Annotated in this window: 12 protein-coding genes and 1 tRNA gene; 6 read left to right on the top strand and 7 right to left on the bottom strand. The window is 60.0% G+C overall.

Annotation, left to right across the window (positions count from 1 at the left end; all coding sequences use genetic code 11):
- Positions 1-57: 57 nt before the first annotated feature.
- Positions 58-134 (bottom strand) — tRNA-Met (locus IV098_RS00505).
- A gap of 271 nt (positions 135-405) precedes the next feature.
- Between IV098_RS00505 and IV098_RS00500 the strand changes: the two genes are divergently transcribed.
- The 4 genes from IV098_RS00500 to IV098_RS00485 all read left to right on the top strand — a co-directional run bounded on the left by IV098_RS00500 (position 406) and on the right by IV098_RS00485 (position 3,471).
- Positions 406-1,593 carry an iron-containing alcohol dehydrogenase gene (locus tag IV098_RS00500; RefSeq protein WP_296885357.1) on the top strand — a complete coding sequence of 396 codons (1,188 nt, stop codon included), beginning with the start codon at positions 406-408 and terminating at the stop codon, positions 1,591-1,593.
- 68 nt (positions 1,594-1,661) lie between these two features.
- A complete protein-coding gene (locus tag IV098_RS00495) occupies positions 1,662-2,234 on the top strand; it encodes a LemA family protein (protein WP_296885356.1) in 573 nt (190 codons plus the stop codon).
- The gene (locus IV098_RS00490; RefSeq protein ID WP_296885354.1) at positions 2,234-3,139 is read left to right on the top strand and encodes a hypothetical protein; all 906 of its coding nucleotides are present in this window, start codon (positions 2,234-2,236) and stop codon (positions 3,137-3,139) included. Before IV098_RS00495 ends, IV098_RS00490 begins: the two co-directional genes overlap by 1 nt.
- A gap of 56 nt (positions 3,140-3,195) precedes the next feature.
- Positions 3,196-3,471 carry a hypothetical protein gene (locus IV098_RS00485; RefSeq protein WP_296885352.1) on the top strand — a complete coding sequence of 92 codons (276 nt, stop codon included), beginning with the start codon at positions 3,196-3,198 and terminating at the stop codon, positions 3,469-3,471.
- Here the strand turns inward: IV098_RS00485 and IV098_RS00480 are convergent.
- Both IV098_RS00480 and IV098_RS00475 read right to left on the bottom strand, forming a co-directional pair.
- Entirely contained in the window at positions 3,468-3,884 is a 417-nt protein-coding gene (locus tag IV098_RS00480) for a hypothetical protein (protein ID WP_296885350.1), read from the bottom strand. The two genes, IV098_RS00485 and IV098_RS00480, sit on opposite strands and share 4 nt — an antisense overlap.
- Positions 3,885-3,888: 4 nt before the next feature.
- Positions 3,889-5,349, bottom strand: coding sequence for a 2Fe-2S iron-sulfur cluster-binding protein (locus IV098_RS00475; protein WP_296885349.1), 1,461 nt, complete (start codon positions 5,347-5,349; stop codon positions 3,889-3,891).
- Positions 5,350-5,451: 102 nt separating this feature from the next.
- Here IV098_RS00475 and recJ point away from each other — a divergent pair, with 102 nt between their 5' ends.
- Positions 5,452-7,182 carry a single-stranded-DNA-specific exonuclease RecJ gene (gene recJ, locus IV098_RS00470; protein WP_296885347.1) on the top strand — a complete coding sequence of 577 codons (1,731 nt, stop codon included), beginning with the start codon at positions 5,452-5,454 and terminating at the stop codon, positions 7,180-7,182.
- Between the two features lie 274 nt (positions 7,183-7,456).
- Complete coding sequence (locus IV098_RS00465; protein WP_296885345.1) at positions 7,457-8,203, top strand: hypothetical protein; 747 nt, start codon at positions 7,457-7,459, stop codon at positions 8,201-8,203.
- Between the two features lie 20 nt (positions 8,204-8,223).
- Here IV098_RS00465 and IV098_RS00460 read toward each other — a convergent pair whose 3' ends face one another.
- From IV098_RS00460 to IV098_RS00445, 4 genes are all read right to left on the bottom strand, one after another.
- Entirely contained in the window at positions 8,224-9,444 is a 1,221-nt protein-coding gene (locus IV098_RS00460; protein ID WP_296885343.1) for a tetratricopeptide repeat protein, read from the bottom strand.
- Between the two features lie 138 nt (positions 9,445-9,582).
- Entirely contained in the window at positions 9,583-10,212 is a 630-nt protein-coding gene (locus tag IV098_RS00455) for a hypothetical protein (RefSeq protein ID WP_296885342.1), read from the bottom strand.
- On the bottom strand, positions 10,212-11,033 hold the full coding sequence (locus IV098_RS00450; protein WP_296885340.1) for an ankyrin repeat domain-containing protein: 822 nt from the start codon (positions 11,031-11,033) through the stop codon (positions 10,212-10,214). The genes IV098_RS00455 and IV098_RS00450 overlap by 1 nt, the downstream gene beginning before the upstream one ends.
- Positions 11,020-12,609, bottom strand: a complete 1,590-nt coding sequence (locus IV098_RS00445) for a putative porin (RefSeq protein ID WP_296885338.1) — start codon at positions 12,607-12,609, stop codon at positions 11,020-11,022. Before IV098_RS00445 ends, IV098_RS00450 begins: the two co-directional genes overlap by 14 nt.
- Positions 12,610-12,613 lie beyond the last annotated feature (4 nt).

Raw genomic sequence — 12,613 nt, 5'->3', positions numbered from 1 at the left:
TCGAGAGCCGCGCATTCTACAGAACTTCTGAAATTGCGCAACTGGTAATTTTCGAAATGGTTGCGGGGGCAGGATTTGAACCTACGACCTTCGGGTTATGAGCCCGACGAGCTGCCAGACTGCTCCACCCCGCGCCTGTCGCAATGTTTCGCGTCAATCGAGAAGCGGAACTATAGCAAAGCACATTCACCTGCGTCAACCATTACCCGCCCCGGACTTTCAATTTGCCGGCAGGCCGGCAATATTCCCCATGTTTTCAATGCGCTTAAAGCAATCTCAATTTGATGCTATTGAGACCGGCACAATGCGGCCCGCAATCAGGCTGAAATTGTTACTACCAACGACTTGAACGATATCGCCCGTGGCATCGCTAGAATCCATCCGTTCATCTTATGAAGGTTGCCTGTGCAAATTACTGGTTTTTACCTATCCCGCTTGCCGCAAATTGCATTTGGTTCAGGTGTGCTGGCCAACTTGCCTGCCATTGCCCGGAAATTTGGGGCGCGTGCTCTGCTCGTGACAGGCGTTGGCTCCCTGAAGGACTCAGTTCACTGGTCACGCATCACGACCGGGCTCGAAACTGAGGGAATCTCATGGCGGCATCTGGCCATCCCAGGCGAGCCGTCCCCGCGCATGGTGGACGATGCCGTTGCCAATCTGCGCAACGAGCAACTCGATCTCGTCATCGGCATTGGCGGCGGAAGTGCGCTGGATGCGGCCAAGGCCATCGCCGGGCTGCTCATACCGGGGAATTCGGTGATGGATCATCTGGAAGGCGTGGGGCCCGAGTTGCCTTATATCGGCCCGGCCACGCCCTTCATTGCCATCCCCACCACGGCTGGCACGGGTTCGGAAGCGACCAAGAATGCAGTATTGAGCCTGCAGGGTGTTGATGGTTTTAAAAAGTCCTTCCGCGACGACAAGCTGGTGGCGGAATACGCATTGATCGATCCGGATCTGCTGACCTCCTGCCCGCCTGCGGTGGTTGCCGCAAACGGCATGGATGCATTGACCCAGTTGTTGGAGTCTTATGTTTCCAGTCGCGCGGCGCCGTTTACGGATTCGCTCGCCTGGGGCGGCATGAAGGCAGCACGCGACGGCCTGCTGGCCCTGCATGCCAACACGGGCAATGCAACTGCGCGCGAGCAAATGGCCTACGCCGCGCTGATTTCGGGCATCACGCTGGCACAGGTCGGGCTGGGATCGGTGCATGGTCTTGCCGCGCCGCTCGGCGCCTTTTTCCCGATCCCGCATGGTGTGGCTTGCGGAACATTGGTGGCGACGGCGACCCGCATCAACATCGAAGCCCTGCGCGCGCGCGATCCGCATCATCCCGCGCTGGAAAAATATGCGCTTGTAGGCCGCCTGCTGAGCAAACAAGGCCATCTGAATCGGGAAGCTGCGCATACCGCGCTGATCGACACGCTGGAAACATGGACGCATGCACTCGAACTGCCCACGCTGGCGCGTTACGGCGTGACGCACGCCGACATTCCGCGCATCGTCGCCAATAGTCGCGGCAGCAGCATGAAAACCAACCCCGTCCTGCTGGACGATGACGAAATTGTAGCCATCCTCAGCGCGCGCATTTGAAAGGCGCGCATTCAAGTTAAGCTGTTGCCATCCGCTATTTCAGCGATTCAATCCTCCCGGAGCACTCCATGTCAGGCGGCCTGGTTTTACTCATTTTGCTCGCGCTCGTCGCTGTGTATGGCGTGTTCATTTTCAACCAACTGGTCACGCTGAAACATAACGTCGGCAAAGCCTGGGCCAACATCGATATCCTGCTCAAGCAACGGCACGACGAATTGCCCAAGCTGGTCGAGACCTGCAAGCAATACATGCAGTTCGAACAGGAAACGCTGGAAAAAGTCATGCTGGCCCGCAACTCGGTGGCGAGCGCCCGCGAGGCACACAACATCCCCGCATTGGGTCAGGCAGAAGGGGCATTGCGCTTGGGGCTGGGTAATCTGTTCGCAGTTGCCGAGGCCTATCCCGAACTGAAAACCAACGAAACCTTCCTGCATCTGCAGGCGCGTATCACCGGTCTGGAAAATTCGATCGCCGATCGCCGCGAGTTCTACAACGACTCGGTAAACGTCAACAACGTGCGCGTCGAGCAGTTCCCCGACACCCTTGTCGCCCGCCTGTTCGGCTTCGGCCAGTTTTCATTGCTGCGGTTTGCAACCGAAGAAAAACAGGACGTCAATATCAAGCAACTTTTTAACCAATAATGCTGCAACGCTGGGCAGTTCATTGGCAGCAGGACTCAGGCAATCTCGTATTAAGCGGCGGCCAGCTGTTCATCCTGTTCATCGGATTCAAACTGCAAACGCTGATCGGCTGGCAAATCAGCCTGGCCGTGGTCGGCCTCACCAGCTTCTGGGCCTGGTATCGCAATCTCAAGCGCCATCGCACGGTGGCCGACACGCCCCGTTCGCGTATTGCCTCGGCGCCACAAGGCTACGTGGTGCTGACTGGACGCGGTCAACAGCCACCCGGTGAGACGCTGCGCAGCCCGGTCAACGGCCTGCCCTGCCTGTGGTATCGCTACCGTATCGAACGCCGCAATGGTGACAAATGGGAACACGTTGAATCCGGCAGCTCGCACGACACCTTTGGCGTCAGCGATGGCAGCGGTCAGATCCTGATCGATCCCGATGGCGCCGAAATCATGACGTCGCACCAGCAGGTCACGAATGAGGGCAACTACCGGAAGACCGAATGGACGCTGATCGAGGGCGAGCCTATCTATGTCATCGGCGAACACGTCACGCTCGGCGGCCCCAATGCCGTGCTCAGCAAAAGTGCCGACATGTCCACCCTGCTGGCAGAATGGAAAGCCGACAAGACCGCCCTGCTGGCACGTTTCGACAGCAATCGCGATGGCGAAATCAGCCTGGAAGAATGGGAACGTGCGCGGCACGAGGCATCGATAGAAATCGATCGTGCTCATCTCGATATCCGCCTGCAGGACGGTATCCATCTGGTGCGCAAGCCCGCGCACGGCCAGCCCTACATCGTGGCCAATCGCGAAATCAAATCATTGACCGCCCATTTCCGCCTGTGGAGCTGGATTCATCTGGGCTTGATGCTGTCTGCGCTGGGCGGGCTGACATTTGCCCAGCGCTTCGTCTGATCCCTCCTTGCCCTGTCCGCCATCGCACCCTATATTTAGGTAACGGAGGACGCGCCATGACCCAAGCCATACCCTCAACCCCAGCCGACCACGATCACACCCGCGTCATCGAGCGGCCGGATGGCTGTTACTGGATTGATGCCGAAACCGGTGAAGAATATGGTCCCTTCGACAGCCTGCTCGCCGCGATAGAAGACATGGAGTACAACGCCGAAAGCGACTACGAGCCAGGCGAAACCGTGGAAGAGGCCGAGGACGAGCTGGGGATTTCCGACTGGATCGATCCGGAGACAGGCGACCCCGGCGCCGGGTTTCACCCGCCGGCTGACTAAGCCGGTTTTTGAAGCAACGCGGCGCGTTCAGCTGCCCGTGCCTCGCGCTCGAACACATTGTCGATATAGGGATTGCCGCCACGCAATGCGGCGATCACGCCCGCCAGCGGATACAACAGCACCATCAGCACGCCCCAGCGCTCGAACTGCCTGACATGCACGCGCTCATGGACGCGGGTCTGCTCCAGCGCGTCCAGCGACACGCCCACCACCACATGCCCCAGCGTAATGGCGGCGACCGGGCCGCTGAACGGGAACCCATGCAGCAACACCCGCGCCGGCCAGCCTCCCGCCGCCTCCAGCACCCCATCGACCCGCTGCTGCACGCCGCCGCTGTTGCGTGCCATCAGCACAATCAGCAAGCCGAGAAAAGTCACTGGCAATGCCCACAAATAGACGGCCACACGCAGCATTGAATTAATCCGCATCCGCCCAGGCAAACCAGCGCGCGCTGTGCATGCCCTCGCGCACAAATTGCGCATGCGCACGCTCGAGCTGCGCCGCCGATCCCGCCGCATACACATCGAAACGATGCAAATCCGGGTAGTCCAGCGCGATAGCGCGCAACAGCGTGTCGAGGTCTTCGGTCGGCGAGTGCGGCACGTAATTGAAATTGTCCAGCGCATCGGCCCAGGCGCGACACAGATTGTCCTGATAATGCCCGGCTGCATCGGCCAGCCAATGCAGGTCCATCGACTCGGACAACTCCAGCGACATGGCGTGCTGGATCAGGCTCTTGATCGGCGCAAAGCCCGCGCCAAAAGCCAGGAAGATCACCGGACGCGGGGAATCCTCATCCAGCACGAACTCGCCGTAGGGGCCTTCGACTTCCACCCTGTCGTTAGCCTTGACCGATGCGAACAGTGCCTCGGCAAAGGCATCGCCCGGGCGGCGCGGAATCTGCACTTCAATGTGGCGGTCTTCGCATGGGCAGCTGGCAATCGCATAGCGCCCGCTGATGCCGTCAATGCTGACCCGGATGCTCTGCCCGCCAAGAAAGCGCAAGCGCTGGCTGCGCGGCACCAGGATATGCAGCGCAGCCATCTGCGGATTGAACACCTCGACCGACTTCACCTTCGCGCTCAGCTGCTGCACGGGGATGTCGCGCGCGCCGGCCACATTCGCCTCGATCACCACATCGTTCACCGGCGCGTAGGAGCACAACAGGATCGCACCCGCCTCTTTTTCGGCCGGCTTCAGCACGTAGTCGTGAGCGTGGACCTTCTTCACCTTGCCCGACACCAGCCGGGCCTTGCAATCGCCGCAATTGCCGTTGCTGCAGCCGTAATTGAGCGACACGCCATGACGCAGCGCGGCTTCCAGAATCGTCTCGTTGCCCTCGACGAAAAACGCGTGGCCGCTGGGCTGGATGGTGACGTGGGCCGACATGATCTTGAGCATCCGCTCCTGCACAATCAACGCCTGCGCCTGCGCCGCGTTGGGTGGCATCTCGGCCATATTGCGCAGCAGAAAAGCGCGCACGCTGTGCAGCGCATGGTGCGTTTCGGCGCTCGCACCCTCATCCAGTTCGTCGATTTTTTCGTCCAGCCAGGTCATCACGTTGCCGTAATGCAGCAGCAGGGCCTGGGCGGAAGCGTAATCGTTACCCAACTCGTTCAGTCGCGCGGCCAGCACTTCCTTGTCCGGCAACACCAGATCGCGCACCCGCCGGGCAAATGCCTGGTCCTTGATTTCCGTGACCCGGCGAAACTCCGCATCGTCGTCCCATTTCACTTCGGGGAACGCACGCAGCAGTTCGTCGAGCTCGATCATGCCGTCGAAGGTCGCCAGCGCACCGCTGCGGATCATGTCCTGCAGCGTATGGCGCGACTGCCCGACCAGCTTGGCGACACGGGATAGCGGGAGTAGATGGCTCATGGCGCGATCTTACTCCGCGCTCACGGTAGACAAAATCGGCAATTCATCAAATTCTGAAATGCGGATTCGAACGCCGGTCGACGCAGCCCCTACAATTCCGGCATGCCTGCCATCACCACCCGCCCCTGCCCCGCCGACCGCCGCACCGCGCTCGAACAATCCGGCCTCGCGCCCACCTGGGCACGGCTGTATGCCGCGCGCGGCGTCACCCATCCCGAGCAGGTGACGCACCGCCTGCCGCAGCTGCTCGCACCCGGCGGACTGCTGCACATCGAACAGGCCGCCCGCTTGCTGGCCGATGCCATTCGCGACCAGCGGCGTCTGCTCATCATTGCCGACTACGATGCCGATGGCGCCACCGCCTGCGCAGTCGGCGTGCGCGGCCTGTGCCTGCTCGGCGCGCAGGTGGATTTCATCGTGCCCAACCGGCTCGAACATGGCTACGGCCTCAGTCCCGACATCGTCAAACTGGCCGCCGCACGCCAGCCCGACCTGCTACTCACGGTGGACAACGGCATCGCTGCGGTCGAAGGCGTGGCGGCGGCCAATGCGCTCGGCATCCCGGTACTGGTCACCGACCACCACCTGCCCGGCGACGCGCTGCCGGACGCTGCCTGCATCGTCAATCCCAACCAGCCGGGCTGCGACTTTGGATCGAAAAATCTGGCGGGCGTCGGCGTCATGTTTTACGTATTGCTGGCGCTGCGTGCCGAACTGCGCCAGCGTGGCGCCTACAGCCAGACAGCGGAACCCGACCTGCGCGCGCTGCTCGATCTGGTCGCGCTCGGCACTGTAGCCGACGTGGTCAAGCTGGATGCCAACAACCGCACCCTGGTGGAAAACGGCCTCGCCCGCATGCGCGCCGGCAAGGCCCAAGCCGGCATCAATGCGCTGTTTCGCGCGGCTGGCCGCGACCCGCGCCGCGCCACTGTGTTCGATCTTGGCTTCATGCTCGGCCCGCGCCTCAACGCCGCCGGCCGCCTCGACGACATGGCGCTCGGCATCGAATGCCTGCTGGCCGACGATCCCGCCCGCGCGCAACAACTGGCGCAGCAGCTCGACACGCTCAACCGCGCGCGACGCGATGTCGAGTCCGACATGCTGGACGAAGCGCTCGCCATCCTCGCGACCTTCGACCCCAGCGACAGCCACAGCCTCACCGCCTATCAGCCCGACTGGCACATCGGCGTGATCGGCATCCTGGCTTCACGCCTGAAAGACAAGTTCCACCGTCCCACCATCGTGTTTGCATCAAGCGAAACCGGTGAACTCAAGGGCTCCGGCCGCTCCATTCCCGGCCTGCATCTGCGCGACGCGCTCGATCTGATCGACAAGCGCCATCCCGGGCTGATCAACAAATTCGGCGGCCATGCCATGGCCGCCGGGCTCAGCATTCCCGCCGACCGCGAGCAGGATTTCGCCCTGGCATTCGAAACCGTGGTGCGCGAACTGATCGATCCGGCCGATCTCGAAGGGGTGATCGAAACCGACGGCGAGCTCGACGCGGCCGAGCACAGCTATGCGCTGGCCGAGCAATTCGAGGCTGCGGTCTGGGGGCAAGGCTTTGCCGCGCCGCTGTTCAACGCCCGCTTCGACGTGGTCGCGCAGCGTGTCGTCGGCGAAAAGCACCTCAAGCTGAAACTGGCGCGTGCAGGCGTCTCCTTCGATGCCATGCATTTTTTCCATGCCGATCCGCTGCCTTCACGCATCCAGGCGGTGTACGCGCTGATGACCAACGAATACAACGGCCAGCAATTGTTGCAGCTCAAGCTGCAACACTGGGAGCCGGTGCCGGATGCGGCGGATAGCGCAGACAAAAAAGTGGCGGGGTAAAAACCCCGCCCAGAGAACTACTGGAGGACAAACAAATGGGCTTTGCAGCCGATCTTGCGACACGAGGCCGCAAGCGATGCAAAGTCGTGCTTGCTACCGGTATTCTGCAGATCCAACATGACTTTTCGCTGCGCCTTCGGCTCGACTCTTATGGCCCGTTCGGCTCATGCCTGGAGTCACTCGTGTTTTTCCATCAGCCGGCTGATGGTCGCTGGATACATATCCTCCGGTTCAACTCTGACTGTAACGAAGCAGTAGTAATCTGGCAGGCGAAATGAAAATTCACGTCAACGTCCATAATTTTGCGACAGCGCTTGCCGCTCCGTCCAGCCAAGTACCGCTTTTTGCACGCACCATAATCATGCTGTGCCTGGTAGCAGGCGCTTTGAATTCGCCCATCATCCAGGCAGAAAGTTCTCCGGATATACAGCTTCCAGGTTTGATTCAGAAATGGAAGATACCCGGGGAAGAAGAAAAGCCCACGATCACAATTGACGAAATAGTCCAGTGCATGGGTACTGACGTTGGAGTCAGGGAACGCCAGACTGAGATCAAACAGCAGGAAACCGCATTGGAAAGCGAATATGTGGAAATCACTTCGCGCGTTCCCATTCTGGAAAAGCAGGCCGCAGAACTCAAGGCGGGCAACGAACAAATCAAGAAAAACCTGGCCAAACTCAAAAACGAATCGGCGAAGCTTAAAGATCGACGCAACGCAATTGAAGCCACTCAAAAACGCAAGCAGCTTGGCCCGTCTGAAATCAAACAACTCAGTGCAGATATTGCCGCTTACAACGCAGATGCGCAGGCCAACAACAGACAGCAATCCTTATTGCAATCAAGCGCAGTTGAATTTCAAAAAGAAGTCGATACGTATAACAGAGCCCTCGGCACACACAACGAACAGATTGTGCATTTCAACGAAAAGAACACTCGCTTCAAAGCCTCGGCCAATCAGTTGAACGCTGAACTTCTAGCCTATAAAAAAACGTGCGCGGGCGAGCGCACGCTCAAAAAATAGCTGCCCGTTTCTGTTTCAGCTCACTTGTTATTCAGAATCTGCCCCTGCCAATTTTCAAACCGGATCGCATCGGCTTCCCTGCCCATTTCCCGGTAGAGCCTGGCGAGGTTGCCCCTGCTGCTGACCGATTCCGGGTGGCGCGGCCCCAGGGATTTCTCCCTGATTTCCAGAGCACGCAGATGAAATGCCTCGGATTTTTCCAACAGTCCACGATCACGGGAAAGCTCGCCCAGATTATTCAGGCTGGTAGCCACTTCAGGATGTTCGCTCCCATAGGTGTTCAATCGAATTGCAAGCGCCCTATCGCCAAGATTTTCAGCTAATACATAGTTGCCTTGATGGCGGTAAATTTCCGCAAGATTGCCGAGGCTGGCTGCGAGAAGAGGATGCTCCGGCCCCAGTTTGATTTCCCTGATTTCAATGGCGCGCTTGAGAATGGGCTCAGCTTCGACGAACAAGCCTTGAACTTGATAGATAGCCGCCAGATTGTTCAGATTCAGCGCGACATCGAGATGATCCGGGCCTAGCCTCTTTTGCTTGATTGCCAAAGCGCGCTGCTGATAATCAATGGCCTCAGGGAAACGACCTTGCATTAGATAGATACTGGCAAGATTGCTCAGCGACGTAGCCACTCGACTATGTTCCGGGCCCAAGGCGGCTTTGAAGATTTCCAGCGCGCGCAAGTAAAACGTCTCGGCCTTCGCAAGCTGTCCTGTGGATTTGTACAAAAGCCCGAGATTGTTGAGCACCGATGCAACTTCCGGATGCCTGGGCCCCAGGTTCGTCTCCCTGATCTTCAGCGCGCGCAGGTAAAGCGGCTCGGCAAGCGCATATTGACCCTGTAAGCGGTAATTTTCGGCCAGAAAGTTCAGCGCAGTCGCCACATGGGAGTGGTTGGGCCCAAGCGCCTCCTCCCTGATTTTCAGCGCACGCATACTCAGTTCCGTAGCGGCTTGATACTGCCCTTGTGTTTGCAGGACGTTGGCCAACACCAGCAGACTCGTGGCAACCTGCGGATGATTTGAGTCGAACTGTTCTTCGCTCCCCTTCAGCATTTCACGAGCGAGAACCTCTGCTTCATCAAGCTTTCCGGAGTTCTGCAACTTACTGACTATTTTGATCCGATCATCATATGAAGGAAGCGTGCCAATAATCAAACCAAAATCGGGATGCGGGACGCGAGGTAAAACATCTGGCGGAGAAGCCGCCGCAGCTAAGACCATAAAGGCGGCTGTAATCATTTGGGGTTCCATCCAGCTCGGCCGCAACAATGTGTTGTGGGCTATGGGCAAGCTGCGATGCCGGTACGCTACCGGCTAACTTTCCTGCCGGATGATGCCGCGTTCCATCCATAAGTCATGGGCAATACGCGATGCGGTTCAAGGCGTCTTTTCTGCGTCGACGGCAGCCTTGGCAAGCCGCTCGCGGTCGAGCTGGTCGCGCCACGTCTCCATCAGGTTTTCCACTTCGATCTGCTTCAGGCCGGTAAACGGCTCGCTCTGCGCCAAGGCATCCTGGCAGCTTTTGTCGTGATACTTCTGCATCATCTCGCGGCCCAGGGTGTAGAGGCTGACGTTGTGCGTCCGGCACTGCTTCAGGTCGTCGCGATTGCCCGCCAGCTGCTGTTCGATCTGCGCCAGCTTGCTGGCAGTCGCGCGCTGCAGGGCCAGACTGTCAGCCAGTTTCTTTTCGGTTTCCGCCAGCCGCGCCTTCAAGCCTTCGAGTTCAGATTGCGTCGACTTCAGGTCGCCTTCCACGCGGCCGCGTGCTGCCTGCTCGGCGGACAGCTTGCGTTCGGCGGCCCCAAGTTTCTTCAGCTCGGCTTCGGCGGCGGCCTTATCGGCCAGCGCGGCAGTCTTTTCCTGCTCGGCCTGCGCGCGCGCCTGTTCGGTCTGCTGCACCTGCTGCTGCATACGCCGCAGCATCTGCTTTTCGCGGCTTTCGTTCGCGGCCCATGCCGGCGTGGCCAGCAGCGCGATCACAACCCAGGATATCGCCCATTTCTTCATCACAGATTCCCCACAGGCATGCCGCCCGGTTGTGCGCCCAGTTTCAGCAACAGGCGCGCCATATCGAAGTCGCCGACCGAAAATGCCCACCACAGCGGCGGGTGGAATTTCTTGTCGCCCCACTCCAGCGGCGCGCCGGCGCGAACCAGCGCACGCGCTGCGTCGTAACGCCCATTGGCCGCCGCCACCGCCAGCGGCGACAGACCTTCGCGGTTGAACAGGCGCAAATCGGGATTCGCCTTCGCCAGCGCATCGATCACCTGCGCCCGCCCCAGCAAGGCCGCGCCATGCAGCGGCGTGTCGCCGTCGTCGTTCTTGCGGTCGGGGTCGGCCCCGGCGCGCACCAGCATGTCCACCAGCCGCAGGTTGCCGTTCTTGGCCGCCATGCCCAGCGGGGTGTAGCCGCGGCCTTTGACGTTAGGCTGCGCACCGGCGTCGAGCAATATCTGCGCAAGCTCCAGGTTGTCCGCCCGCACCGCCGCCAACAGCGGCACGTCGCGCCAGTAATCGCCGATGTTCGGGTTTGCGCCGGCCTTCAGCAACGCACGCACGGACTCGATATTGCCCTGCCGCGCCGCATCCATCAGCCTGGCTTCGTCGCCTGCCTGGTAGCGCGGAGCGACGAAGTTGCCGTCGGCCGGGATCAGCGCGAGCCGTTCGGGCGGGTAATGCGGACGCTGTTCGCGCGGCGGGCGTTCGTCGGTTTGCGGCGTCAGCCAGTCGGTCTCGCTGGCGTCCCACGGCTGTCCCGCCCACGGCCGCTCCATCCACAGCAGTGGCGCGAGCAATACCGCCAGTAGAAGAAGCTTAGAACTTGGCATTGAGGTCGAGCTGGAAGACGTCGATGGCGAGTGGCAGGCCGGTGATTTCGTCGGCCGACATCCAGCGCGCCGCCAGCCAGGTGTTCTTGTAGATGGCGTACTGGCCGCCGATCATGAAGCCCTTGGCATTGGTGCCGCCGAGGTGGAAGTCCGAATCGGTGAAGGCATCCAGCACCGCGTCGGTTTCAACATAGCGGTAGCCGATGAAGGCCTGCCACTCATCCTCCTCGACCAGTTTCGGGTAGCCCACGGTCAGCTTGAACTGGTAGCCGTCTGCGCCCAGATCGTAGCTGGTATAGGCCGTTGCATTTGCACGCACCGCAGCTTCATCAAAGGCCAGGTTACGCGCCCAGTCGAAGCTGCCGATGATATGGACGGGGAAATAGTCCGCGAAGTCGGCCACCAGGGTCAGATTGGCGATTTGATATTCCGCAGCCAAACCAAAAACATCATCGTTTAGCTCAGTCGTATTTCCATCGTTATCCTTATCTTCGTCAACAATGAATAATGAATTGCCTTTCTGGCGGAAACTAGGCGCCGTAAGGTCATAGTATCCATTGGCCGTCGGTGTTGGGTTACGAACTCCCGTAATGTTGCGGTAATCGTAATAGGACGCACCCGTCTTGATGCGTGTGCGTGTATTGGGCTGCCATTCCAGCCCCCCCTGCAAGGCGAACAGCCATTTGTCCTCGGCCTGCGTCACCCCATTCTGCTCGATCGTCTGCAGGGGAAACACACCTGCGGTGACGAAGGGCTTGAACTCGCGCAGCGGTTCCTTCGACCCCAGCGCGTAGCTCACCGCCACGCCATCGAAATTGAGGTCGTCGTCCCACACCAGATCGGTGCTGAAGAAGGGATTGGGCAGGCGGCCGCCCCACAACGTCAGATCGTCGTAAGGCGTCAGTTTGACGAAGGCGCGGTCGAGCACCAGGCTGTACTTGTTGTCGTAGGTACCCAGCGTCTGGTTGGTCGACACCGGGTTGGAGGTGCTGCCGGTGGTGATGCGCACGCCCACATCGACCTTGGAAGTGACGTTTGCATTCAGGCCCAGGCGCAGACGCACCTTGCCAGACGAATTGTCTTCGGTGGAATTGCTCACCAGCTGGCCGATGCTGTCGAACACTGCAACAGGCGCATTACTCTCCGACATCAATTCGTTCTGGTAACGCAGCCTGAAATCGCCTTCCCACTTCAGGCGGTCGAGCCACTCCGGCACCGCGTTGACGTCGCCCCAGCGTTCCTGCTTGGCCTGAGCCACCACTTCCTGTTTCACCTGATCCTGAATCTCGCGCTTGACGTGCTCCGGCACGTAGGTCACCCGCACCACGCCATGATTTGCTTCTGTTTCGGCGGCTTTGGCCTGCTCGACCTTTTCCGCTGCCTGCGCGCGCGCCTTTTTCAGCATGCCGTCGGCGGCTTCCTGCGTCAGCACCTTCTGCTCGACCAGCAACTGGATCAGGTTGAGCGTGGTCTCGTGCAGTTCCTCGATGCGCGCGCTGGCATCGTCGGCTGCCACGGCGTGGCTCGAGCAGGCCGCCGCGACGGCCATCACCAGCAGTTTTTTGCGAATAGTCATTCCG

Source organism: Thiobacillus sp. (genome assembly GCF_018780105.1).
GTDB lineage: Bacteria > Pseudomonadota > Gammaproteobacteria > Burkholderiales > Thiobacillaceae > Thiobacillus.
The sequence above is the reverse complement of the archived record's forward strand: the minus strand, read 5'-3'. Positions and strand labels throughout refer to the sequence as shown.

What these genes read in the sequence shown, in the direction of transcription:
- IV098_RS00495 (WP_296885356.1), top strand. Translation starts at nt 1,662, where the DNA reads ATGTCAGGCGGCCTGGTTTTACTCATTTTGCTCGCGCTCGTCGCTGTG.
- IV098_RS00490 (WP_296885354.1), top strand. Translation starts at nt 2,234, where the DNA reads ATGCTGCAACGCTGGGCAGTTCATTGGCAGCAGGACTCAGGCAATCTC.
- IV098_RS00485 (WP_296885352.1), top strand. Translation starts at nt 3,196, where the DNA reads ATGACCCAAGCCATACCCTCAACCCCAGCCGACCACGATCACACCCGC.
- IV098_RS00480 (WP_296885350.1), bottom strand. Translation starts at nt 3,884, where the DNA reads ATGCTGCGTGTGGCCGTCTATTTGTGGGCATTGCCAGTGACTTTTCTC.
- IV098_RS00475 (WP_296885349.1), bottom strand. Translation starts at nt 5,349, where the DNA reads ATGAGCCATCTACTCCCGCTATCCCGTGTCGCCAAGCTGGTCGGGCAG.
- recJ (WP_296885347.1), top strand. Translation starts at nt 5,452, where the DNA reads ATGCCTGCCATCACCACCCGCCCCTGCCCCGCCGACCGCCGCACCGCG.
- IV098_RS00465 (WP_296885345.1), top strand. Translation starts at nt 7,457, where the DNA reads ATGAAAATTCACGTCAACGTCCATAATTTTGCGACAGCGCTTGCCGCT.
- IV098_RS00460 (WP_296885343.1), bottom strand. Translation starts at nt 9,444, where the DNA reads ATGATTACAGCCGCCTTTATGGTCTTAGCTGCGGCGGCTTCTCCGCCA.
- IV098_RS00455 (WP_296885342.1), bottom strand. Translation starts at nt 10,212, where the DNA reads ATGAAGAAATGGGCGATATCCTGGGTTGTGATCGCGCTGCTGGCCACG.
- IV098_RS00450 (WP_296885340.1), bottom strand. Translation starts at nt 11,033, where the DNA reads ATGCCAAGTTCTAAGCTTCTTCTACTGGCGGTATTGCTCGCGCCACTG.
- IV098_RS00445 (WP_296885338.1), bottom strand. Translation starts at nt 12,609, where the DNA reads ATGACTATTCGCAAAAAACTGCTGGTGATGGCCGTCGCGGCGGCCTGC.